The sequence below is a fragment of the Streptomyces sp. T12 genome (assembly GCF_028736035.1).
Lineage (GTDB): Bacteria > Actinomycetota > Actinomycetes > Streptomycetales > Streptomycetaceae > Streptomyces.
Map to the genome: position 1 here is coordinate 4,167,549 of NZ_CP117866.1, position 21,352 is coordinate 4,188,900.

At 70.9% G+C, this 21,352-nt stretch carries 20 protein-coding genes, 1 tRNA gene and 1 pseudogene; 13 read left to right on the forward strand and 9 right to left on the reverse strand.

All coding sequences use genetic code 11. The annotated features are described in order from the left end of the window. The first annotated feature begins 11 nt into the window (after positions 1 to 11). Entirely contained in the window at positions 12 to 1,496 is a 1,485-nt protein-coding gene (locus tag PBV52_RS18495; protein WP_274239532.1) for a diaminopimelate decarboxylase, read from the forward strand. Positions 1,497 to 1,547: 51 nt separating this feature from the next. Here the strand turns inward: PBV52_RS18495 and PBV52_RS18500 are convergent. Further along, positions 1,548 to 2,089, reverse strand: a pseudogene (locus PBV52_RS18500) (hypothetical protein). 317 nt (positions 2,090 to 2,406) lie between these two features. Between PBV52_RS18500 and PBV52_RS18505 the strand changes: the two are divergent. Continuing rightward, on the forward strand, positions 2,407 to 3,609 hold the full coding sequence (locus PBV52_RS18505; RefSeq protein WP_274239533.1) for a transposase: 1,203 nt from the start codon (positions 2,407 to 2,409) through the stop codon (positions 3,607 to 3,609). 34 nt (positions 3,610 to 3,643) lie between these two features. Here the strand turns inward: PBV52_RS18505 and PBV52_RS18510 are convergent, their stop codons facing one another. Beyond that, positions 3,644 to 4,516, reverse strand: coding sequence for a MurR/RpiR family transcriptional regulator (locus tag PBV52_RS18510; protein WP_274239534.1), 873 nt, complete (start codon positions 4,514 to 4,516; stop codon positions 3,644 to 3,646). Continuing rightward, entirely contained in the window at positions 4,513 to 6,030 is a 1,518-nt protein-coding gene (locus PBV52_RS18515) for an aromatic amino acid ammonia-lyase (protein WP_274239535.1), read from the reverse strand. The genes PBV52_RS18510 and PBV52_RS18515 overlap by 4 nt, the downstream gene beginning before the upstream one ends. A 118-nt stretch (positions 6,031 to 6,148) precedes the next feature. Here PBV52_RS18515 and PBV52_RS18520 point away from each other — a divergent pair, with 118 nt between their 5' ends. The 6 genes from PBV52_RS18520 to PBV52_RS18545 all read left to right on the forward strand — a co-directional run bounded on the left by PBV52_RS18520 (position 6,149) and on the right by PBV52_RS18545 (position 10,727). Continuing rightward, on the forward strand, positions 6,149 to 6,739 hold the full coding sequence (locus PBV52_RS18520; RefSeq protein ID WP_274239536.1) for a DUF402 domain-containing protein: 591 nt from the start codon (positions 6,149 to 6,151) through the stop codon (positions 6,737 to 6,739). A gap of 167 nt (positions 6,740 to 6,906) precedes the next feature. Further along, positions 6,907 to 7,959 carry an ABC transporter ATP-binding protein gene (locus PBV52_RS18525; protein ID WP_274239537.1) on the forward strand — a complete coding sequence of 351 codons (1,053 nt, stop codon included), beginning with the start codon at positions 6,907 to 6,909 and terminating at the stop codon, positions 7,957 to 7,959. Further along, positions 7,956 to 8,597: an ABC transporter permease gene (locus PBV52_RS18530; RefSeq protein WP_274239538.1), complete on the forward strand. Its 642-nt coding sequence runs from the start codon at positions 7,956 to 7,958 to the stop codon at positions 8,595 to 8,597. The genes PBV52_RS18525 and PBV52_RS18530 overlap by 4 nt, the downstream gene beginning before the upstream one ends. Position 8,598: 1 nt before the next feature. Next, on the forward strand, positions 8,599 to 9,261 hold the full coding sequence (locus tag PBV52_RS18535; protein WP_274239539.1) for an ABC transporter permease: 663 nt from the start codon (positions 8,599 to 8,601) through the stop codon (positions 9,259 to 9,261). 11 nt (positions 9,262 to 9,272) lie between these two features. Further along, a complete protein-coding gene (locus tag PBV52_RS18540) occupies positions 9,273 to 10,205 on the forward strand; it encodes an ABC transporter substrate-binding protein (protein ID WP_274239540.1) in 933 nt (310 codons plus the stop codon). Between the two features lie 90 nt (positions 10,206 to 10,295). Next, entirely contained in the window at positions 10,296 to 10,727 is a 432-nt protein-coding gene (locus PBV52_RS18545; RefSeq protein ID WP_274249442.1) for a hypothetical protein, read from the forward strand. A 22-nt stretch (positions 10,728 to 10,749) separates the two neighbouring features. On the opposite strand, the gene PBV52_RS18550 is transcribed toward PBV52_RS18545, so the two are convergent. Then, positions 10,750 to 11,514, reverse strand: a complete 765-nt coding sequence (locus PBV52_RS18550; RefSeq protein ID WP_274239541.1) for an SDR family oxidoreductase — start codon at positions 11,512 to 11,514, stop codon at positions 10,750 to 10,752. A 150-nt stretch (positions 11,515 to 11,664) separates the two neighbouring features. Between PBV52_RS18550 and PBV52_RS18555 the strand changes: the two genes are divergently transcribed. Then, positions 11,665 to 12,492 (forward strand): helix-turn-helix transcriptional regulator, encoded by an 828-nt coding sequence (locus PBV52_RS18555; protein WP_274239542.1) that lies wholly within the window; start codon positions 11,665 to 11,667, stop codon positions 12,490 to 12,492. Positions 12,493 to 12,832: 340 nt separating this feature from the next. Here PBV52_RS18555 and PBV52_RS18560 read toward each other — a convergent pair whose 3' ends face one another. Then, on the reverse strand, positions 12,833 to 14,221 hold the full coding sequence (locus PBV52_RS18560; RefSeq protein ID WP_274239543.1) for a cystathionine beta-synthase: 1,389 nt from the start codon (positions 14,219 to 14,221) through the stop codon (positions 12,833 to 12,835). A 159-nt stretch (positions 14,222 to 14,380) separates the two neighbouring features. Here PBV52_RS18560 and PBV52_RS18565 point away from each other — a divergent pair, with 159 nt between their 5' ends. The 3 genes from PBV52_RS18565 (at position 14,381) to PBV52_RS18575 (ending at position 17,950) form a co-directional block, all read left to right on the forward strand. After that, the gene (locus PBV52_RS18565; protein ID WP_274239544.1) at positions 14,381 to 15,406 is read left to right on the forward strand and encodes an SGNH/GDSL hydrolase family protein; all 1,026 of its coding nucleotides are present in this window, start codon (positions 14,381 to 14,383) and stop codon (positions 15,404 to 15,406) included. 245 nt (positions 15,407 to 15,651) lie between these two features. Further along, positions 15,652 to 16,872, forward strand: a complete 1,221-nt coding sequence (locus tag PBV52_RS18570; protein WP_274239546.1) for an acetyl-CoA C-acetyltransferase — start codon at positions 15,652 to 15,654, stop codon at positions 16,870 to 16,872. A 295-nt stretch (positions 16,873 to 17,167) separates the two neighbouring features. Continuing rightward, the gene (locus PBV52_RS18575) at positions 17,168 to 17,950 is read left to right on the forward strand and encodes a hypothetical protein (protein ID WP_274249444.1); all 783 of its coding nucleotides are present in this window, start codon (positions 17,168 to 17,170) and stop codon (positions 17,948 to 17,950) included. 45 nt (positions 17,951 to 17,995) lie between these two features. Here the strand turns inward: PBV52_RS18575 and PBV52_RS18580 are convergent, their stop codons facing one another. After that, complete coding sequence (locus PBV52_RS18580) at positions 17,996 to 18,307, reverse strand: hypothetical protein (protein ID WP_274239547.1); 312 nt, start codon at positions 18,305 to 18,307, stop codon at positions 17,996 to 17,998. 104 nt (positions 18,308 to 18,411) lie between these two features. Here PBV52_RS18580 and PBV52_RS18585 point away from each other — a divergent pair, with 104 nt between their 5' ends. Beyond that, positions 18,412 to 18,642: a DUF4287 domain-containing protein gene (locus PBV52_RS18585; RefSeq protein WP_095753563.1), complete on the forward strand. Its 231-nt coding sequence runs from the start codon at positions 18,412 to 18,414 to the stop codon at positions 18,640 to 18,642. A gap of 76 nt (positions 18,643 to 18,718) precedes the next feature. Here PBV52_RS18585 and PBV52_RS18590 read toward each other — a convergent pair whose 3' ends face one another. The 3 genes from PBV52_RS18590 to PBV52_RS18600 all read right to left on the reverse strand — a co-directional run bounded on the left by PBV52_RS18590 (position 18,719) and on the right by PBV52_RS18600 (position 21,273). Then, entirely contained in the window at positions 18,719 to 19,630 is a 912-nt protein-coding gene (locus tag PBV52_RS18590) for a Bax inhibitor-1/YccA family protein (RefSeq protein ID WP_274239550.1), read from the reverse strand. A 222-nt stretch (positions 19,631 to 19,852) separates the two neighbouring features. Beyond that, complete coding sequence (locus PBV52_RS18595; RefSeq protein WP_274239553.1) at positions 19,853 to 21,028, reverse strand: 4-hydroxybenzoate 3-monooxygenase; 1,176 nt, start codon at positions 21,026 to 21,028, stop codon at positions 19,853 to 19,855. 161 nt (positions 21,029 to 21,189) lie between these two features. Next, positions 21,190 to 21,273, reverse strand: a tRNA-Leu gene (locus PBV52_RS18600). Between the last annotated feature and the right edge of the window lie 79 nt (positions 21,274 to 21,352).

Below are 21,352 nucleotides of genomic sequence, written 5' to 3' on the forward strand. Positions count from 1 at the left end.
TGGCTGGATGCATGGGCTCGGACAACGACACGACGGGGGATGTTGTGGACCACGGAGTGAGCAGTGCAGTGGGCAGCGGAGTGGATGGCGGAGCAGGCACCGGCGCAGGCATCGGTACGGGCAACCGATTCCAGATACCGGCGCATGACGCCGCCCGGGTGACCCGGCGGGACGAGGCCGTGCGGGCCGCCGTGGAGCAAGGGCTGCTGGGGCCCGGCTCCCCCATCGTCGGCCTGCTCGACGTCACCGGCATCCGGGAGTCGGCGGCGGCGCTGCGGGCGGCGTTCGACGCGGTCGTGGCGCCGGGCACGCCCGTACTGCACGCCTTCGCGGTGAAGGCGACCCCACTGGTGCCGGTCCTGCGGCTGCTGCGCGAGGAGGGCATCGGCGCGGAGGTGGCGAGCCCGGGTGAGCTGGCGTTGGCGCGGGCGGCGGGGCTGCGCCCGGAGGCGACGGTTCTGGACTCGCCCGCCAAGACGCCGGCCGAGCTGCGCGAGGCGCTGGCGCTGGGCATCGCCGTCAACGCGGACAACCCTCAGGAGCTGGACCGCATCGACGGCCTCGTCCGGTCCGCCGCCAGCCGCTCCCCGCTCGGACTCCGGGTGAACCCGCAGGTCGGCGGGGGTTCCATCGAGGCGACGTCCACGGCCACGGCGACCTCGAAGTTCGGAGTGGCGCTGCGTGACGAGGGGGCGCGGGAGTGGGTCGTACGGGCGTACCAGGACCGCCCGTGGCTGACCCGGTTGCACGCGCACACCGGCTCGCAGGGCATCCCGCTGGCGCTGATGGCCCAGGGGGTCGCGGAGGCGTACGCGCTCGCCGAGGAGATCAACCGGCGGATCGGGCGGCGGCAGATCGACACGCTCGACATCGGCGGCGGGCTGCCGGTGAACTTCTCCTCGGACGCGACGACACCGACGTACGCGCAGTACGCGCGGCTGCTGCGCGAGACGGTGCCGGGGCTGTTCGACGGGCGGTACGGGCTGGTCACGGAGTTCGGGCGCTCGCTCCTCGCCAAGCACGGGACGGTCGTGGCCCGGGTCGAGTACGCCAAGAGTGCGGGCGGCCGGCCGGTGGCGGTCACGCACGCGGGCGTGCAGGTCGCCACGCGCACGGTGTACGCGCCGGGGAGCTGGCCGCTGAGGATCGCCGCGTACGACGGCAAGGGGCGCCCGAAGGAGGGCCCGGCCGTGGTGCAGGACGTGGCCGGGCCGGCCTGCTTCTCGGGCGACCTGCTGGCCGAGGGGTGCGCCCTGCCGTTGCTGGAGCAAGGGGACTACGCGGCGGCGGTGGACACGGGGGCGTACTACTTCGCGCACCACTACGCGTACAACTCCCTTGCCCGGCCCGGCGTTTACGGCTTCGCTCCGGACGAGGCCGGGGGCATCGCCTTCGCGACCGTGCGCGAGCCGCAGTCGCTCGACGAGATCGTGGCCGAATCCGGAGGGGCGCACGCGGCATCGCTCACCACCCTGCCCGCACGGAAGCGCCGTTGACGAACGCCGACGCGCCACACACGATCAACTGAAAGGACCTCGAGGTCTGGGCTACAACAGCGCCGCAGTGCTGCGGCGGGCCCCGCCCGGGGCAGCGTCGCCCGCCGCGATGCCCGTACCGCGGTACGCCCGGACCGTGTTGCCCGCCGGCCGGCCACCCCGTTCGTCGAGCCAGTCCACCCGCACCCACAGCAGCGCGTTCTCGGCCCGCTCCCGCCGTCCGAGCCATGCGGCCTTGAGCCTGAGCCCCGCCCCGCACCCCGCCAGCAGCATCCCGCCCGCCGTCGGCACGGCGAACGCACTGCCCAGCGCAGCGACGAACGTCAACAGCAACCACCAGCGGTGGCCCGGCGCCAGTTGCGGACGGTCACCGCGCGGTCCTGGAGCACGTCGTGCTTGCCGGCGCGGGCCAATGTGATGTAGCGCCTCCGGCGTACGTACGCGATCACGGCCGTCGCGATGATGAACAGCGCGGCCCCGGCCAGCACCCCGATCCGTCGCCCGGTAAGTCCCGGCACCAGCACACCGATGCTCGCCGCGAACGCCCCGAGCCACCACAACGGAGCCGCCCCGGCCCGTACAACGACGGCCACCCGGGCCAACCCCTGACCTCCGCGCGCCACGTTCCGCCTCCTCGCCGTCCTGGCACAGTTCTGTCGGCCGCGCACACTAACGAGCAAAGGTGAGACGAGTCTGAGAGCGACAGCCAAAGAACCACTGGGCCACCGCACGCACAGAGACTTCGAGGTCTGACGGAAACAGGCAAGCCGAACACGCGTTCTCTGATTCACCGATTGGGGTGGCGAGGGCGAGATCACGGTGCGGGAGTTCGAGTGTCGTACGTACGGTCTCACAGTGGAAGTCGGGGGATCCGGCCGAGTGACAGTCGATCGCGGGGCGAGGTGACGGCATGGAGGCGGCGAAGGAAGCGGACGTGGCTGGGCTTGCTCGGTTTACGTACCGGCTGCGGGTGTCGTCTACCGCCCAGGCGGGGTTGCTCGCAGAGTGGGGCCGGTGCCGGTGGGTCTGGAACGAGTGCGTCGCCCGATCCAAGAAGGCCCGCGCCGACGGGGAGGAGTGCGGACCAGCCCGACTAGATCGAATGCTGACCGAAGCACGCGCGATCACGCCCTGGCTGACCAGGGGCGCCAGCGTGCCACAGCAGCAGATGATCCGCGACTTCGGCAAGTCGCGTGCCAAGGCCCTGAAGGACATCAAGAACCGCCTACCGGTCAGGCAACGGGCGGGAATGCCACGTCACAAGAAGAAGCACGAGGCTGATCCCAGCCTGAACTACACACGGCTCGGGTTCCGGCTGAAGGACGGTCAGATACACCTGGCGGGCGGCATCGTCCTGACCGTGGTGTGGTCGCGTGATCTGCCCTCCGAGCCCTCGTCGGTACGGGTGTACCGGGACAGTCTCGGCCACTGGTACGCCTCGTTCGTCGTCCCTGCCGAAGTCGAGCCGCTGCCCGCCACGGGCAGAGCGCTCGGTGTGGACTGGGGCGTGGTGGAAACCGCGACAACCACCAGTGACGCCCACGACCTGCCGCACGCCGAACACGGCAGGAAGGCCAAGGCCAAGCTGTCCCGGTACGACCAGATGATGGCCCGCCGCAAACCGAAGAAGGGACAGGCCGCCTCCAAGGGCTACCGCGAGGCGCAACGGTGGCGGGCGAAGACGTACCAGAAGATCGCCCGGCAGCGGCAGGACGCAGCCCGCAAGTGGGCGAAGAAGGTCGTGCGTGACCACGACGCCATCGCGGTTGAGGACTTTCGGCCGAAGTTCCTCGCCAGGACCAGCATGGCGCGCAAGGCGGCCGACGCCGCGATCGGCACGACGAAGAAGGCCCTGATCGAGATGGGGCGCAAGCACGGGCGGGATGTGCGCCTCGTTCATCCCGCGCACACCACAATGGACTGCGGACGGTGCGGAGCGAGAACCAAGCACGCCCTGCCGCTGTCGGAACGCACCTACACCTGCACCACCTGCGGACTAGTGTCCCCTAGGGACAAGAACTCCGCCCGTGTGATGCTCGTCCGGGCAGGTCTGGCCCCGGCTGGTGTCGAGGGCGTAAGACCCCCTGGAGCGCTTCTCCAGGAGGCCGCCTGAGCCAGGAATCCCCCTCATCTGCGAGAGGGAGCAGTCAATCGACGAACAGCCCCCGCTTGGCCGCCCGCGCGTCGAACTCCTCCAGCCGCGCCTGCGCGTCCGGCAGGTCGTCGCACATCGCCTCCAGCAGGACCCGGCCCAGCAGCATCGGCGCGCACGCCGTGTCGAAGGCGAGGCCCGTGCCGACGGCGGCGGGCAGCAGCAGGTCGGAGACCTTGGCGACCGGCGCGAAGGCCGAGTCCGCCACCGTCACCACCGTCAGCCCGGCCTCCTTGGCGTACGCCAGGGTGTCCACGACCTCGCGCGGGTGCCGGGGCAGCGCGAAGCAGAGCAGGGCCGTCGCGCCGGCCCGTACGGCGGCGTCGATACGGTCGTGGATCATCGTGCCGCCCTCGTGCAGCAGCCGTACGTCCGGGTGCACCTTGGCGGCGAAGTAGGAGAAGCCGTATGCCTGGGAGGCCGCGGCCCGCAGCCCGAGCACGGGTAGCGGACGCGAGGCCGCGAGCAGCCGCCCCGCCTTCTGCACCGGGCGCGGGTCGGCCAGCACCTCCGCCAGGTGCCGGAGGTTCTCGATCTCGGCCTCGACGGCCTGCTGGTACTCGTTGTACGAGCCGGCGTCCGGGGCCTGCTCCACGGGCGCGACCTCGCGCAGGTGCTTGCGCAGCGCCGGGTAGCCGTCGAAGCCGAGGGCGACGGCGAAGCGGGTCACGGAGGGCTGGCTGACCCCGGCCAGTTCGGCCAGTTCCACGCTGGACAGGAACGGCACGTCGGCGGCCTGCCGCACCATGCTGTGCGCGATGCGCCGCTGGGTCGGGGTGAGCCGGTGGCCCTCGAAGAGCGCCTGGAGCCGCGCGGCGGGGCTGTCCGTCCCGTGCGCCGACCCGTTCGTGTTCCTGTCCGCGCTCATGCGGCGCTCCCCCTCCAGATGTCCGTGAACCGGTCCAGCAGTGCTGCCGCCGCCGTCACGTCATCGGTGAGCGGGCGGTCGGCCAGGTCGTCGTCGAGCACCGACTCGGCCAGCTCCAGTGCCCGGCCCACCGGAAGGTCCGGGTCGGGCCTGAGGTCGCGCAGCCGCAACGCCCGTACGGCGGCGACGAGTTCGCAGCCGACGACCAGACGGTACGCGCCACACGCGCGCAGTGTCTGCCGTGCGGCGAGCGAGGCGAAGCTGGCCTGCTCCTCCACGCCCCGGGAGAGTACAGCGTGGCCGAGCGAGGCGGGGGCGGAGAAGGCGCGCAGGTCGCCGAGGGCGGCCGCGGCGGCGTACTCCAGGATCATCACGCCGGACGAGGCGGGCTCGTGGTCGGCGAGGAAGGGCTTCAGGCGGGTGTAGGCGGGCTCGTTCAGGGTGGACAGGCGCGATGTCGAGAGCCGCGCCACCTGGGTCAGCGCCAGCCGGAAGTGGTCCAGGGCGAGGGCGAGTTGGGCCTGGTAGAAGCCGCCGTGGTGGTAGGCGGCCATGTCCCCGGGGGAGATGAGGGGGTTCTCGGCAGCCGCGTTGATCTCCACCGCGAGCACCTCCTCCAGGGCGTCGGCCGCGTCGTGCGCGGGGCCGTGGATCTGGGGCAGGCAGCGGAAGCCGTACGGGTCCTGGATCCGACCCAGCGGTGGGGTGGGCCGGTCCTCGGCGCCGATCAGCTCCCGCATCCGGCGGGCGACTTCGGTGCTGCCCCGGTGCGGGCGGGCGGCGTGCACGGGGGCGGCGTACGCCTCGTGGGAGCCGTCGACGGCGAGCAGCGACAGGGCGGCGACGACCTGGGTGGCGGCGATGAGCCCGCGCAGTTCGTGCAGGGCGAGGGCCGCCTGGCCGAGGGTGAGGGCGTTGCTGCTGATGAACGCGAGCGCGTCGTTGTTGTCGAGCTGCTGCGGCTCGGGGGCGCCGGAGCCGCGCCAGGGATGCTCGCCCGCGAGCGCGAGGCCGGTCTGCGCGAGCGCCGCGAGGTCGCCGGTGCCGACCGAGCCGAACTCGTTCACGACCGGGTGGGCCCCGCTCTCCAGCGCCTCGCACAGCGCGGTGACGACGGTGGGCCGCAGGCCGGCACCTCCGGCGAGCAGCTGATTGGCGCGGACGGCGAGCATGGCCCGCACCTGCCGCGCGGGCAGCTCCTCGCCGATGGCGCCGGCGTGGCTGCGCAGCAGGCGCAGGCCGTGTTCGGCGGCGGCGTCGGTGGGCACGTCCTCGTTCCGGTTGGCGCCCACGCCGGTGGAGCGGCCGTAGACGCGTCCGGTCGCGGCGATGAGGCGGGCGGCGTCCCAGGACTCCTCGGCACGCTTCATCGCGTCGGTCGCGGGCACCGGGCGCGCGGTGCCGCCCGCGAGGCGTACGACGTCCTCGACGCGGAGCCCGATCCCGTCGAGGACGACCAGGCCGGTGTGCCCGCTGTGCACAGCGCCGGGTGCGTCCACGATCCGAGACGACATAAGGCTCAAACACCCCTCAATCCGTGCAGCTTCGACCGCGTATTCAGACACCAAGAACTCTGCATGACGTTATACAGCCGGGCAAGGGACATCTCATGATCCACTAGGGTCGGGCGCCATGAGGTCACGGTTCCGCAGCGGTGAGGTCGTCGTCCGGCGGGAGATCCTGGCCGGCCGCGAATGGCTGGTGTACCCGGTGCGGGTGGCGAGCGACGACGAGCGGGCGCTCGCCGTATACCTGGCCCAGGGCACGCCGCTCACCTTCGGGCACGGCGACTTCCGGTGGGGCCCGCACCCCTGGATCGAGTTCGAGCACGTATGGCAGTCCAGCGGGGTCCTGCAGCTGCAGCGCCCCGGGGACGGCTATTCCGTGTGGGGCCGCTGGGAGGACGGCGTCCTGTCGGAGTGGTACGTCAACTTCCAGGCGCCTCTCGTCCGTACGGAGCGCGGGTTCGACACCCTGGACCACGAGCTGGACCTGATCATCCCCGGCGACGGCTCCCCGTACCGGTGGAAGGACGTCGAGCACTTCGAGGAGCGGGTGCGCACGGGCGGCTTCGACGCCGAGGAGGCGGCCGCCGTCCGCACGGCCGCCGCCTCCGTCGTGGGTCTCATCGAGCGGGGGGCGTGCTGGTGGGAGCAGTGGCGTGACTGGCGCGCGCCGGCCGACTGGGCCGTTCCGACCCGCGTGCCCCTCGAACACGGGTGACATACGTCCACGATCCGAGACGACATAGTTCCTGAAACGCCCCCAAGCCGGTCGGCCAGTCCCGCTCCCCGGTCATCCGTTACCGCGGATTAACAGCAGAGTATTGACAATCTATTCAGCCACCGAGAACTCTGCATGAGGTTATACAGCCGGGCAGAGGACATCTCATGATCCAGTTCGACGCGGTCCACAAGCGCTTCCCCAACGGCACGACAGCAGTCCACGACCTCTCCCTGGAGATGCCGGAGGGCGGCGTGACCGTCCTGGTCGGATCCTCCGGTTGCGGCAAGACGACCACCCTGCGGATGATCAACCGGATGGTCGAGCCGACCTCCGGCACCATCCGGGTCGGCGGCAAGGACGTCACCCGGCAGGACGCCGCCGAACTGCGCCGCTCCATCGGGTACGTCATCCAGCAGGCGGGCCTGTTCCCGCACCGCACGGTGCTCGACAACATCGCCACCGTGCCGCTGCTGCTCGGCTGGAGCCGCCGCAAGGCCCGCGCCCGGGCGGCGGAACTGCTGGAGACCGTCGGTCTCGCGGCCGACGCCGGCAAGCGCTACCCGCACCAGCTCTCCGGCGGCCAGCAGCAGCGCGTCGGCGTCGCCCGCGCGCTCGCCGCCGATCCGCCCGTGCTGCTGATGGACGAGCCGTTCGGCGCGGTCGACCCCGTCGTGCGCACCCAGCTCCAGGACGAACTGCTCAGACTCCAGAAGGAGTTGAGCAAGACCATCGTCTTCGTCACCCACGACATCGACGAGGCCGTCCGGCTCGGCGACCAGATCGCGGTCTTCCGCACCGGCGGCCACCTCGTCCAGTGCGCCTCCCCCGCCGAGCTCCTCGCCCGCCCCGCCGACGACTTCGTGGCCGGCTTCCTCGGCGCCGAGCGCGGCCTGAAGCTGCTGTCGCTGCGGACCCTCGCGGACGTCCCGCAGGGCCCGGCGCCGGAGAGCGGCGACTGGAGCCTCGTACTCGACGCGGCGAACAAGCCCCTGCACTGGGCGGCGAAGGCCACCAAGGACACGAAGGGCGCCGAACTCCCCGTACGACCGCTCAAGGACACCGACTCGCTCCTGGCGGCCCTGAACGAGTCGATCGCCTCCCCCACCGGCCTGATAGCCCGCGTCGACGCGGAGGGCGCCCTCACCGGCGTCTCGTCCCGCGACGACATCCACGAGCACGCCGGACAGGCCCACACCGAGGCGCGGGTGGCCGCATGACCATCGACTGGTCGTGGATAGGCGACCACACCGACGACCTCACCACCCTGACGGTCTCCCACCTCCAGGCCGCACTCACCGCCGTCTTCCTGGGTGTCCTGGTCTCCCTCCCCCTCGCGGTGATCGCCCACCGGATCCGCCCCCTGCGCGGCTTCCTGCTCGGCCTCTCGAACGTCCTGTTCACGATCCCGTCGATCGCGATCTTCGTCCTTCTGCTCCCGGTCTCCGGCCTCACCCGCACCACGACCGTCATCGGCCTGACGGTCTACACCCTGGTCGTCCTGCTGCGGAACACCGTCGAGGGCCTCGACTCGGTCCCCGTGAAGGTGAAGGAATCCGCCAAGGCGATGGGCACCCGCCCCCTGCGCACGCTGCTGACGGTCGAGTTCCCGCTCGCCCTCCCCGTGATCATGGCGGGCGTCCGGATCGCGACGGTCATGTCCATCTCCCTGGTCTCGGTCGCGACCTACATCGGCGACGGCGGCCTCGGCCAGCTCTTCACCGACGGCTTCCAGCGCAACTTCCCGACCCCGGTGATCGTCGGAGTGGTCCTCACCCTCCTGCTCGCCGTGGTCGCGGACGCGGCTCTGGTCGCCCTGCAGTACGTCCTGACCCCCTGGCGGAGGCGGCGAGCCTGACATGTACGAACTCTTCAGCAACCTCGGCGCCTGGCTGGTCAGCGGCGAGCAGTGGTCGGGCCCGGACGGCATCGGCCACCGCCTGGCCGAACACCTCCAGTACTCCCTCGTCGCCACCCTCATCGCGGCGGCGATCGGCCTCCCCCTCGGCCTGCTGATCGGCCACACCGGCAACGGCGCCTTCCTCGCGATCAACCTCGCGTCCTTCGGCCGGGCCCTGCCGACCGTCGGCCTGGTCGTCCTGGTCTTCCTGGCCGGCGGACTGTCCATGCTCCCGGTCTACGTCGCCCTGGTCGCCCTCGCGGTCCCGGCGATCGTCACCAACACCTACGCGGGGATGACGGCCGTCGACCCGGACGTGAAGGACGCGGCGCGCGGGCAAGGACTGCGCGGTCACCAGGTCCTCCTCCAGGTGGAACTCCCCCTCGCCCTCCCCCTGATCATGACGGGCCTGCGCCTGGCACTGATCCAGGTCGTGGCCACCGCCACCATCGCCGCGTACGTCTCCTTCGGCGGCCTGGGCCGCTACGTCTTCGACGGCCTCGCCCAGCGCGACCTCGTGCAGGTGCTCGGCGGCGCGGTGCTGGTCGCCGTGGTCGCCGTCGCCCTGGACCTGGCCCTGTCCGGCCTCCAGCGCATCCTCTTCCGCCACCGCACTGCCTAGGGACCCTCTCGATGAACCGACGCACTCTCCTCGGCGGCCTCTTCGCAGCGGCCTCCGTCCCCGCCCTCGCCGCCTGCGCGAGCGGCATCACGTCCCTGGAGAACCAGGGCTCGACCAGCGGTGGCGGCGGCTCCAGCAAGGGCGGCATCACCGTCGGCACCGCCAACTTCACCGAGAATCAGGTGCTCGGGTACCTGTACGCCGCCGTGCTGCAGGAGGCCGGCGTGAAGGTCAACGTCCGCCCCAACCTCGGCACCCGCGAGATCCTCATCCCCGCCCTCAGGGGCGGCGACATCGACCTGCTCCCCGAGTACCAGGGCGCCCTGCTCCACTACGTCGCCCCCAAGGCGACCGCGACCGAGGAGGGCGAGATGCAGAACGCCCTCACCATCGCCCTGCCCAGCGGCCTCCAGGTGCTGCCGTACGGCATGGCCGAGGACTCCGACGCCTTCGTCGTCACCCGGGAGACGGCCGAGAAGTACGGCCTGACCTCCCTCGCCGACCTGAAGAAGCAGAACGGCAAGCTGGTCATCGGCGCGGCACCCGAGGTGAAGAAGCGGGAGGTGGGCGCGGTCGGTCTGAAGGACGTGTACGGGGTGGAGTTCAAGGAGTTCAAATCCCTCGACTCCTCCGGTCCGCTGGTCAAGGGCGCCCTCAAGAAGGGCGACGTGGACGTGGCGAACCTCTTCACCACCGACACCGACATCCAGGCCAACGACTGGGTGGTCCTGACCGACCCGAAGAACCTCATCCCCGGCCAGCACGTCGTCCCCCTCATCGCCGACCGCAAGGCCGACTCCACGGTCCGCAAGGCCCTGGCCCGCCTCGGCAACACCTTGACCACCGCCCAGCTCACCGAGCTGAACCGGCAGGTCGACAAGGACAAGAAGGACCCGGAGGACGTGGCGGACGCGTACGCGAAGGAGCACGGGTTGGTGAAGTGACGGCGCCCTGCCGCGTACCCCCATCCCAACAGGGGGGCTAACCCCAGTGCGGCCACCGCCCGCGCTCCCTACCGTGGGCGTATGACCGGAATGGATGCGCGGGACACCGAGCTCAAGAGGGAACTCAACGCCACCCTGCAGGCCCGCAGGGAACTGGGCGACGAATACGAGTCCGCGCTGGTCGACTCGTTCCTGGAGAAGGTCGACCAGCGTATCGACGGGGCGGTCGAGCGCCGGCTGCGGCGGCAGCTGGCCGAGCAGCAGATGGTGGTGGCCCGGGGCGCCCGGTCGCCGAAGGCCACGGACTCCTTCGGCGAGCGCTTCGGCTTCGGCATCGTCTCGCTGGTCCTGGCGATCCCGCTGTCCGCGATCGGCGCCGGCACCGCCCACCTCCCCGGCCTGCTGGTCAGCTGGATCGGCATCGTCGGCGTCAACGTCGTCCAGGCGGCCCGCACCAACCCCGGGTTGTTCCGGGGCTGGCGCCGCAAGTCGGCCAAGGACGAGGACCGCTGGGAGGACTGATCTCCCTGAGCGGCTACGGCGCTCACGCCTGCCGGGTCGGCAGCACCACGACCTGCCGCAGGTTGACGTGCCGGGGGCGGCTGGTGACGTAGGCGACGAGATCGGCGAGCTCCCCGGCCGCCAGTGTGCCCATCGCCTCGACCATCCCGCCGACCTGCTCCCGCAGACCGTCGTTGTCGATGTGCGAGGCGAGTTCGCTCTCGGTCAGCCCAGGCTCGATGTTGGTGACCCGCACGTCCCGCGGCCCGAACTCGCCTCGCAGCAGCGCCGAGAGATGAGTGACAGCGGCCTTCGTCGCCCCGTACACGGCGTAGTTGGTGAAGCCGGTGACGTGCGCGCCGATGGACGAGACGTTCACCAGATCCGCGCTGCGGCCCTGCGCGGCCGCCTCCGTCAGATCCTTGGCGAAGGCGCCGATGACCCGCAGGACACCGGTGACATTGGTGTCGATCATCCGCTGCCACTCGTCGACGCGCGCGTCCTCGATCGGGTTGGGCAGCATGACGCCGGCGTTGTTGACGACCAGGTCGACGGTCCCGTACGCCTCGTGGATCCGGTCCGCGGCGGCCGCCACGGACGCGTCGTCGGTGACGTCCGCGACCACGGCCAGCGCCCGTCCGCCGTCGGCCCGGATCTTCTCGGTGATCGCCTCCAGCCGCTCCCCGCGCCGCGCGAGCAGCGCGACCCGCGCCCCCTGGGCGGCCAGCAGTACGGCGACGGCCTCGCCGATGCCACTGGCGGCCCCGGTGACGACGGCGGTGCGTCCGGCCAGGTTCTCGTAAGACATGGAGGTGCTCCTCGTCGGGGAAGTCCGCCGGGGCGTCTCCCCGGCTCGTCCACCACCCTGCGCCGCCCGCGCCGCCGTACCCAGGGATGCGCTTTTCCTGGGTCTGCCAGTACCAGGTTCCGCGGCTGCGGCTCCCCTACGATCGAACCCATGGACGGGGACCTCGGAGATTTCCTGCGCTCACGCCGCGCCCGCATCCAACCCGAGGAGGTGGGGCTGGCCTCGCACGGCCGGCGCCGGGTGCCCGGGCTGCGCCGCGAGGAAGTGGCGCAGCTGGCCGGGGTGAGCGTCGACTACTACATCCGCCTGGAGCAGGGCCGGGGTCCGAGTGTCTCGGACGCCGTACTGGACTCGATCGCGCGCGTACTGCGCCTGGACGAGACCGAGCACGCCTATCTGCACACGGTGGCCCGGCCACCGAAGAAGGGCGAGCGCCGCCGCAGTACGCCACGCGTCCGCCCTGGCATCCAACTGCTGCTCGACAGCATGGAGCGCACGCCGGCCTTCGTCCTCGGGCCCAGCCTGGACGTCCTGGCCTGGAACGCCCTGGCCGACGCCCTGACCGGCTTCAGCCGCATGGCCCCCTCCCGGCGCAACATGGTCCGCCAGCTCTTCCTCGAACCCGAGGGCCACGACCTCTACCCCGACTGGGCCGCGATCGCCGCTCAGACCGTGGCCCACCTGCGGCTGAGCGCGGGCGCCCGCCCCGACGACCGCGGCGTGCGCGAACTCGTCGGCGAACTCTCCGTCAAGAGCGAGGACTTCCGCCGCCTGTGGGCCGACCACCAGGTCAAGGCATGCATGTACGGCGTGAAGCGGGTGCGGCATCCGGTCGCGGGCCTGCTGACCCTCCCGTACGAGTCGCTGACGCTCCCGGAGGCACCGGAACAGACACTCGTGGTCTACACGCCGGAGCCGGGCTCGGAGACGGCGGAGAGGCTTGCGCTGCTGGCCAGTTGGACGACGACCCACGCGTAGCGCTGCTGAAAAAGCTGTGCGCGGGGACCGCCGCACCCCCGTTTCCGGGGGGCGGGACGACGGCGGTCCCCGCGAGGGACGCGGGCCGGGTCAGGCCGGGCTTACGCGTCCTAGGCGTCGGTGGAGGTCCGGGAGCCGCTCCGGAGGTCCTTGACGCCGTTTTGGTGCCGGCCGGGGCGGGGAGCCGCTCCCGCCCTGCCGACACCCACTAATGTGCCGGACCCGTGTTAAGCCGGTGCTGCGTGAACGTGACGCGCTCGTACCAGTTCCGCGACGGCCCGAGCGGCCCCGGTCACCGCAAGTTCGCCGCGGACACCGCCCGTTCACCGCAGGTTCGCCGCTACTTCCCGCCCTTGGCGAGGAAGGCCAGCAGGTCCTGCCGGCTGACCACACCGGTCGGCTTGCCCTCGACGAGGACGATCGCCGCGTCGGCCGCGCCCAGCACGGACATCAGGTCGCCGACCGGCTCGCCGGAGCCGACCTGCGGCAGCGGGGCGGACATGTGCTTCTCCAGCGGGTCGTCGAGCGAGGCCCGCTTGGTGAACAGCGCGTCGAGCAGCTCCCGTTCGACGACGGACCCGACGACCTCCGCCGCCATGACGTCCGGGTGGCCGGCGCCCGGCTTCACGATCGGCATCTGCGAGACGCCGTACTCGCGCAGCACCTCGATGGCCTCGCCGACCGTCTCGTCCGGGTGCATGTGGACGAGGGACGGGATGGCGCCGTGCTCCTTGTCGTTGAGGACGTCGGAGACGCGCGCGCTCGGGCCCTCGTCCTCGAGGAAGCCGTAGTCGGCCATCCACTCGTCGTTGAAGATCTTGGAGAGGTAGCCGCGCCCGCTGTCCGGCAGCAGCACCACCACGACGTCGTCCTCTTCGAGCCGCTCGGCGACCCGCAGCGCGGCCACGACGGCCATGCCGCACGAACCACCGACCAGCAGCCCCTCCTCGCGGGCCAGCCGCCGGGTCATCTGGAAGGAGTCCTTGTCGGACACGGGGACGATCTCGTCGGCGAGGGTCCGGTCGTACGCGGTCGGCCAGAAGTCCTCACCGACGCCCTCGACGAGATACGGCCGCCCGGACCCGCCGGAGTACACGGAGCCCTCGGGGTCGGCGCCGACGACCTGCACCTTGCCGTCGCTGACGTCCTTCAGATAGCGACCGGTACCGGAGATCGTCCCGCCGGTCCCCACGCCCGCCACGAAATGGGTGATCTTCCCCTCCGTCTGCTCCCACAGCTCGGGGCCGGTGGAGTGGTAGTGGGAGAGCGGGTTGTTGGGGTTGGAGTACTGGTCCGGCTTCCACGCGCCGGGCGTCTCACGCACGAGCCGGTCGGAGACGTTGTAGTAGGAGTCCGGGTGCTCAGGGTCGACGGCGGTCGGGCAGACGACCACCTCGGCGCCGTAGGCCCGCAGCACGTTGATCTTGTCGGTGCTGACCTTGTCGGGGCACACGAAGATGCACTTGTACCCCTTCTGCTGAGCCACGATGGCGAGCCCGACACCGGTGTTACCGCTGGTCGGCTCGACGATCGTGCCGCCGGGCTTGAGCGCACCGCTCTCCTCCGCGGCCTCGATCATGCGCAGGGCGATGCGGTCCTTCACGGAGCCGCCCGGGTTGAAGTACTCGACCTTGGCGAGGACGGTCGCCCGGATGCCCTTGGTCACGTTGTTGAGCCTCACCAGCGGGGTGTTGCCGACGAGGCTGATCAGCGAGTCGTGGAAATGCACCGTTGTCTCCGGATGCTGAAAAAGAGGTGGTCGTAGTGGTTCCGCCAGCCTATGGCCTGCGGGGGGCTCGTAGAGGTCGTTCACTCGCCGTTGGGATTGGGCCACGGTCCGTGCGGGGCAAGCAGTGGGTGTACGGCTATGAGGAGGTGGCGGCGACGTATGACGAGCATGTCGAGGGCCCGGGTGGCCCGGCGGATCGCGGCGGGAGCCGCGTACGGCGGAGGCGGGATCGGTCTGGCCGGCGCGGCGGCCGTCGGTCTCCTCCTCGCCGAGGTGCGGCTGGCCAGGCGCCACGTGGGCAACGGCACCAACAACCACGTACCGAACGCCGACGGCCGCTACGGCCACCTGTACGACGCCCCGGGCGAACCGCCGCTGCGCCTGACCATCCTGGGTGACTCGACGGCGGCGGGCCAGGGCGTGCACCGAGCGGGTCAGACGCCGGGGGCGCTGCTGGCGTCGGGGCTGGCTGCGGTGGCGGAACGTCCGGTGCTGATGCGCAACGTGGCCCTGCCGGGCGCCCGCTCGGACGACCTGGACCGCCAGGTGGCCCTGGTGCTCGCCGACCCCGCCCTGCTGCCCGACATCTGCGTGATCATGATCGGCGCCAACGACGTCACGAACCGCATGCCACCGACACGCTCGGTGCGCCACCTGTCCTCGGCGGTACGGCGTCTGCGCACGGCCGGCGCGGAGGTAGTGGTCGGCACGTGTCCCGACCTCGGCACCATCGAACCGGTCCAGCAACCCCTGCGCTGGCTGGCCCGACGGGCCTCACGCCAGCTGGCGGCCGCCCAGACGATCGGCGTCGTCGAACAGGGCGGCCGCACGGTGTCGCTGGGCGACCTGCTGGGTCCGGAGTTCGCGGCGAACCCTCGGGAGCTCTTCGGCCCCGACAACTACCACCCCTCGGCGGAGGGCTACGCCACGGCGGCGATGGCGGTCCTCCCGACGGTCTGCGCGGCCCTGGGCCTGTGGCCGGCGGAAGAGGAACGCCCCGACGTCACCCGCCGCGAGGGCTTCCTCCCGGTGGCCCGCGCGGCGGCCGAGGCCGCGTCGGAGGCGGGCACGGAGGTCACGGCAGCGATGCCGACGGGGCCGAAGGGGCCGTGGGCCCTGCTGAAGCGCCGGCGGCGTCGCCGCGTCCCCGAGCCGGACCGGGCCCCGGTGACGCCATCGCCCTGAACCAGCCGGAGGGGCTGGATTTTCAGCCCGTCCGGCGTTTGAGGGCGAGGCCCGTTCAGGGCCGAAGCGGGGGTCTGGGGGCGGCAGCCCCCAGGGATGGGACGGGCAGGGGCGGCGGGGCGAGGAAAGCAAGCGCTTAGACAATTGCGGCAAGGGTCACACCGCCCTACACGTGACCCTGACCATACGTACGGGTAACTTCCCAACCAGCCCTGCCCAACCCCCCGTACGCCACTGGAGCCGTGATGCCCGAAGCCGTGATCGTCTCGACCGCCCGCTCCCCCATCGGCCGCGCCTTCAAGGGCTCCCTGAAAGACCTGCGCCCCGACGACCTCACCGCCACGATCATCCAGGCGGCCCTCGCCAAGGTCCCCGAGCTGGACCCGCGCGACATCGACGACCTGATGCTCGGCTGTGGCCTCCCCGGCGGCGAGCAGGGCAACAACCTCGGCCGCATCGTCGCCGTACAGATGGGAATGGACCACCTCCCGGGCTGCACCATCACCCGGTACTGCTCCTCCTCCCTGCAGACCTCCCGCATGGCCCTGCACGCCATCAAGGCCGGCGAGGGCGACGTCTTCATCTCGGCCGGCGTGGAGATGGTCTCCCGCTTCGCCAAGGGCAACTCCGACAGCCTCCCCGACACGCACAACCCCCTCTTCGCCGAGGCCGAGGCCCGCACCGCCGAGGTCGCCCAGCAGGAGGGCACGACCTGGCACGACCCGCGCGAGGACGGCCTCGTCCCCGACCCGTACATCGCCATGGGCCAGACCGCCGAGAACCTCGCCCGGGTGAAGGGCATCACCCGCCAGGACATGGACGAGTTCGGCGTCCGCTCGCAGAACCTCGCCGAGGAAGCCATCAAGAACGGCTTCTGGGAGCGCGAGATCACCCCGGTCACGACCCCCGACGGCACGGTCGTCAGCAAGGACGACGGCCCCCGCCCCGGCGTCACCATGGAGGGCGTCCAGGACCTCAAGCCGGTCTTCCGCCCCGACGGCCTCGTCACCGCCGCGAACTGCTGCCCCCTCAACGACGGCGCGGCCGCGGTCGTGATCATGTCCGACACCAAGGCCCGCGAGCTCGGCCTCACCCCGCTCGCCCGCATCGTCTCCACCGGCGTCTCCGGCCTCTCCCCCGAGATCATGGGCCTCGGCCCGGTCGACGCGAGCAACCAGGCCCTGCGCCGCGCCGGCCTGACGATCGACGACATCGACCTGGTTGAGATCAACGAGGCGTTCGCCGCCCAGGTGATCCCCTCCTACCGCGAGCTGGGCATCGACCTCGACAAGCTGAACGTCAACGGCGGCGCCATCGCCGTCGGCCACCCCTTCGGCATGACCGGCGCCCGCATCACCGGCACGCTCATCAACTCGCTCCAGTTCCACGACAAGCAGTTCGGCCTGGAGACGATGTGCGTCGGCGGCGGCCAGGGCATGGCGATGGTCATCGAGCGCCTGAGCTGAACCACCGACCCAGAGCCCCTAAGTAGTCAACTCACGACCCAGCGTGAGCCTTCGGCCCAGAATCCGGGAAACTCCAAGGTTCTGGGCCGATTTGTGATCCAATCTCCCCCAGGATGTGACCTATCTCCCTTCGCGGAGGGAGATACGCAGGTCAGAGCCGCTTCACCACGAAACACAGGCCCCAAAGTCCTGCCCGTTTCGTGACGTTACGCACTGACAGCTGGATAGTCCGCCCTTCAAGCTGATGTAGGAAGTCGGGGGTCGACTTTGAACCGGGAGTACGTCAGTGAGCGCCATGCCGATCGCCTTGCTGCTCACCACGGCCGCCACCGGCGCCGTGGGCGTCGCCGTCCTGCGCACCCTGATGGTGTTGCGCCGACAGGTCGCGGCCCTGCACACCGAGCTGGCACAGAACAACGCCGCCGCGGCCCGCGGCCTGGTCCCGCCGGCCCGCCTCTCCGCCGAGGCCGATGAGATACGCGCCGCGGTGGCCGAGGCGCTCGCCGAGGAACGCGAGCGGGAGCTGGCCGAGGCGCGCGCCTTCTGGGCCGCCCAGGAGGCCCGTGACGCCTCCGACGCGCCCACTTTGCTGGGCCTGTCCGACAGCGAGCTGTTCCTGCCCCGTCAGGCCGATTTCGCGGGCCTGGAGTACCTGGAGCCGGTGAGCGAGACGACCGCGGACGCCGACGAGTTCGCCGGGGAATCCCCCGAGCTGGCCGCGGCCCGCCGCCGCCACCCCTCCCACCCGGACTTCGTCCCGGTCTCCTCACCCGCGGTGAACGACCATGAGCGTACGGTCTCCGCCCTTGAGGACCTGGCCGCCTCCGCCACCGAACTGACCGACGTCCGTCCGGGCCCGCTCGGCACCCTCGACGTCTACGTCTTCGCCGACGGCACCACGCTCTGCATGACCCCGGGCCACCGGGAGACCGCGGAGCGCCTGGCGGCGGCCCTGCGCGCGGGCGAGACGCCGGTGCTGCTGGGCGGTTCGGGGGTGTCGGGGGCGTACACCCTGACCTTCGCGTGCGGCGAGGAGAACGTCTACATCCTGGCGGACCGGGTCATAGCGTCCCTGTAGGGACATCGCTGCAGGGACATCCCTGTGGGGACATCCCTGTGGGGGTTACACTCCCGCCCGCTTCTGCGCCTCCTCCACCAGCCTCAGCGCGTCCTCGACCTCACCCTCGTTCGTGAGTACGAGGGTCAAGTCGTGCACGGCCACGGTGATTTGGTCGGCCGCGGCGAACATCCCGGCGTCCGGCATCTCCCGAGGCTCCACCCCGGGCACCTCCAGAACCTGTGCCCACCGAGCCAACTCCCTGGCCAGCCGCAACGCTTCGCCGGCGGCGCCTCTCTGCAGCCGACTCTGGGGCGCGGCCCGCAAGCGGTCGGCGAAGTGATCAACGGCACGAGTCAAGGGCGTCGTATCAACCACCCCACAAACCTACGCGTCGCACCACGACTGTTGCCAACGGGCGAACGCTCAGGCACGGTGACCTGAAGGACCGGCTTACATCCCCTTTGCGTCCGGAGGCGCCGATGTCCCACGTCCTCTCCGAGGAGACCCACCGCAACATGCTCGCCCGCATCCCCCACTGCACCGGTCGTGAAGTCTCCGACTGGCTCCGCACCGTAGAAGAAGGACCGGCTCTCTTCCGCTTCGAAGAGAAGGTCAGCTGGCTTCGCCACGAATACGACCTCGCGTACGGCCACGCGAAGGCGATCGTCCACGAGTACGACCTGAGGAGGGCGGCGCGCAAATTCCTCTAGGCGCGCACAGACGACGAAGGGCCCCGGGTACGAACCCGGGGCCCTTTGCTGCAACGGCCGTCGCAGACCGGCGCTGCTAGTCGCTGCTGTTGAGGATCGCGATGATCCTCAGGAACTCCATGTAGATCCACACCAGCGTCAGCGTGAGGCCGAAGGCCGCCAGCCAGGCCTCCTCGCGCGGCGCGCCGTAGGCGAGGCCGTCCTCGACCTGCTTGAAGTCCAGGGCGAGGAAGCAGGCGCCGAGCAGGATACCGACGACACCGAAGAGGATGCCGAGCGGGCCGCTGCGGAAGCCGAGGCCGTCACCGCCGCCGAAGACGGCGAACAGCAGGTTGACCGCCATCAGCAGGATGAAGCCGAGCGCGGCCGCCATCACGAAGCCGACGAAGCGGCGGTTGACGCGGATCCAGCCGGCCTTGTAGGCCACCAGCACCGCGGCGAAGACCGCCATCGTGCCGAGCACCGCCTGCATGGCCGCACCGCTGGCGATGCGGTTGTCGACGATGCTGGAGATCACGCCGAGGAACACGCCCTCGAACGCGGCGTACGTCAGGATCAGCGCGGGCGAGGCCTTGCGCTTGAAGGACTGGACGAACGCCAGGACCATGCCGATCAGCGCGGCGCCGATGCCGATGCCGTAGGACCGGCTGATGTTCGCGTCGTCGACGGGCAGCAGCGCCCAGGCGAGCGCGGCCGTGACGATCAGGACGCCGAGCGTGGTGCCGGTGCGCAGGATGACGTCGTCCATCGTCATCCGGCCGGTGGTGGCCGGGGCCTGCGGCGGTGCGCCGTGCTGCAGGTCCTGCTGGGCGTACGGGTTCTGGGCGTAAGGGTTCTGCGCGTACGGGTTGCCGGCCTGCGGCTGGGCGTACGGGTTGCCCTGCGTGCCGACAGCGGCGCCCCCGGCCTGCGGCGCGGTGTTGAAGCCCGCGTAGCCGTTGTCGCGGCTGAACCCCCGTCGCGAGAAGACCGGGTTGCTGCTCCTCATTTCACTCCTCCATGGCCACCAGGCGTGGCCTTGGCTCAAGAGTAATAGGTAGGCAAAGGATTGACCCTAGTGCTTGGGGAGGATCTTTCCCTCGTCGTGCTGCGCAACACGCTACGCGGCCGGGTGATTCCCAGCCACGGAGGGGCTCATTCATGACGAACCTGGTACGTGGCCGGAACCGGCCGGAGATCCGGAGATCACTCCCCCGCCCCACAGGTTCGATCACCCGAACGGGAACCCCGTGTATCCCTCGGCCAGATCCGCCTCGGCCGCCCTGGACCCCGCGATCCGCTCCAGCCGCGCCAGCTGGAGCCGGTCCTCGAAGGGCGTGGCGTCGGGGGCGCGGTGCAGCAGCGTCGTCATGTCGTACGAGAACCGCTCGGCCTGCCAGACGCGGCGCAGGCAGGTCTCGGAGTAGGCGTCGAGGAGCTCCGCCGAACCGGTCTCCCGCTCGTGCGTCAGCGCCCTCGCGAAGGTGACGACGTCTCCGACGGCCAGGTTCAGGCCCTTCGCGCCCGTCGGCGGCACGATGTGCGCCGCGTCGCCGGCGAGGAAGAGACGGCCGTGGCGCATGGGCTCGTGGACGTAGGACCGCATGGGCGTGACCGACTTCTGGGTGACGGGTCCGCGCTCCAGGCGCCAGTCGTCGGCGGTCTCGAAGCGGCGCTCCAGCTCGGCCCAGATCGCGTCGTCGCTCCACGCCTCGGCGTCCGTGCCCTCGGGTACCTGGAGGTAGAGGCGGGAGACGGACGGGGAGCGCATGGACAGCAGGGCGAAGCCGCGGTCGTGGCGGGCGTAGACGAGTTCGTCGTGGGAGGGCGGTACGTCGGCGAGGATGCCGAGCCAGCCGAAGGGGTACGTCCGCTCGAAGACGCGGGTGAGCTCGGCGGGGACCGCCTTGCGGGACACGCCCCAGAAGCCGTCGCAGCCGACGACGTAGTCGCATTCGAGGACGTCCTCGCTCCCCTCGTACCGGAAGCGCACGCGCGGGCTGTCGGTGTCCGCGCCCTCGACCGCGAGGGCCTCCGCCTCGAAGAGCAGCGGGCCGCCCTCCTTGAGCTGGAGGGCGATGAGGTCCTTGCAGACCTCGGTCTGGGCGTAGACCATCACGGACCGGCCGCCGGTGAGGGCGGGGAAGTCGACGCGGTGGCGCTGCTTGTCGAAGCGGAGCTCGATGCCGTCGTGGCGCAGGCCCTCGCGGTCCATGCGCTCCGCGGCGCCGGCCGCGCGCAGCACGTCCACCGTGCCCTGCTCCAGGATTCCGGCGCGCTGGCGGTGCTCGACGTAGGCGCGGTCGCGGCTCTCCAGGACGACCGAGTCGATGCCTGCGTTGTGGAGCAGCCGGGCGAGGAGGAGGCCGGCGGGGCCCGCTCCGATGATGCCGACGGTGGTGCGCATCGGTCGCTTCCCTTCGCTGTTCGTCACTGCTCGTCATTGTTCGCGCGGTGAGTTCGTGTAGTGAAGTTTTATTCACCACTTCCTGACGGGAGTCTCCGGCCGCGCGCGCCCCCTGTCAACGGTTGCGCGCGAACTCTTGAAGGGAAGGAGAGACTCGGAAGTGCCCAGAGCCGGACTTGAACCGGCACGCCCGCGAAGGGGCAGCGAGGTTTAAGCTCGCCGTGTCTGCATTCCACCATCTGGGCAGGCCATGGGCTCCGCATCGAGGTTCCGAGCCTATCGGGGTACCTCCCCCGAACAGCGGGCGGGCGGACCGATGTTGTC

Excerpts from the sequence above, each read along its gene's own strand:
- PBV52_RS18495 (WP_274239532.1), top strand. The coding sequence starts at position 12 with ATGGGCTCGGACAACGACACGACGGGGGATGTTGTGGACCACGGAGTG.
- PBV52_RS18505 (WP_274239533.1), top strand. The coding sequence starts at position 2,407 with ATGGAGGCGGCGAAGGAAGCGGACGTGGCTGGGCTTGCTCGGTTTACG.
- PBV52_RS18510 (WP_274239534.1), bottom strand. The coding sequence starts at position 4,516 with ATGAGCGCGGACAGGAACACGAACGGGTCGGCGCACGGGACGGACAGC.
- PBV52_RS18515 (WP_274239535.1), bottom strand. The coding sequence starts at position 6,030 with ATGTCGTCTCGGATCGTGGACGCACCCGGCGCTGTGCACAGCGGGCAC.
- PBV52_RS18520 (WP_274239536.1), top strand. The coding sequence starts at position 6,149 with ATGAGGTCACGGTTCCGCAGCGGTGAGGTCGTCGTCCGGCGGGAGATC.
- PBV52_RS18525 (WP_274239537.1), top strand. The coding sequence starts at position 6,907 with ATGATCCAGTTCGACGCGGTCCACAAGCGCTTCCCCAACGGCACGACA.
- PBV52_RS18530 (WP_274239538.1), top strand. The coding sequence starts at position 7,956 with ATGACCATCGACTGGTCGTGGATAGGCGACCACACCGACGACCTCACC.
- PBV52_RS18535 (WP_274239539.1), top strand. The coding sequence starts at position 8,599 with ATGTACGAACTCTTCAGCAACCTCGGCGCCTGGCTGGTCAGCGGCGAG.
- PBV52_RS18540 (WP_274239540.1), top strand. The coding sequence starts at position 9,273 with ATGAACCGACGCACTCTCCTCGGCGGCCTCTTCGCAGCGGCCTCCGTC.
- PBV52_RS18545 (WP_274249442.1), top strand. The coding sequence starts at position 10,296 with ATGGATGCGCGGGACACCGAGCTCAAGAGGGAACTCAACGCCACCCTG.
- PBV52_RS18550 (WP_274239541.1), bottom strand. The coding sequence starts at position 11,514 with ATGTCTTACGAGAACCTGGCCGGACGCACCGCCGTCGTCACCGGGGCC.
- PBV52_RS18555 (WP_274239542.1), top strand. The coding sequence starts at position 11,665 with ATGGACGGGGACCTCGGAGATTTCCTGCGCTCACGCCGCGCCCGCATC.
- PBV52_RS18565 (WP_274239544.1), top strand. The coding sequence starts at position 14,381 with ATGACGAGCATGTCGAGGGCCCGGGTGGCCCGGCGGATCGCGGCGGGA.
- PBV52_RS18570 (WP_274239546.1), top strand. The coding sequence starts at position 15,652 with ATGCCCGAAGCCGTGATCGTCTCGACCGCCCGCTCCCCCATCGGCCGC.
- PBV52_RS18575 (WP_274249444.1), top strand. The coding sequence starts at position 17,168 with ATGCCGATCGCCTTGCTGCTCACCACGGCCGCCACCGGCGCCGTGGGC.
- PBV52_RS18585 (WP_095753563.1), top strand. The coding sequence starts at position 18,412 with ATGTCCCACGTCCTCTCCGAGGAGACCCACCGCAACATGCTCGCCCGC.
- PBV52_RS18590 (WP_274239550.1), bottom strand. The coding sequence starts at position 19,630 with ATGAGGAGCAGCAACCCGGTCTTCTCGCGACGGGGGTTCAGCCGCGAC.
- PBV52_RS18595 (WP_274239553.1), bottom strand. The coding sequence starts at position 21,028 with ATGCGCACCACCGTCGGCATCATCGGAGCGGGCCCCGCCGGCCTCCTC.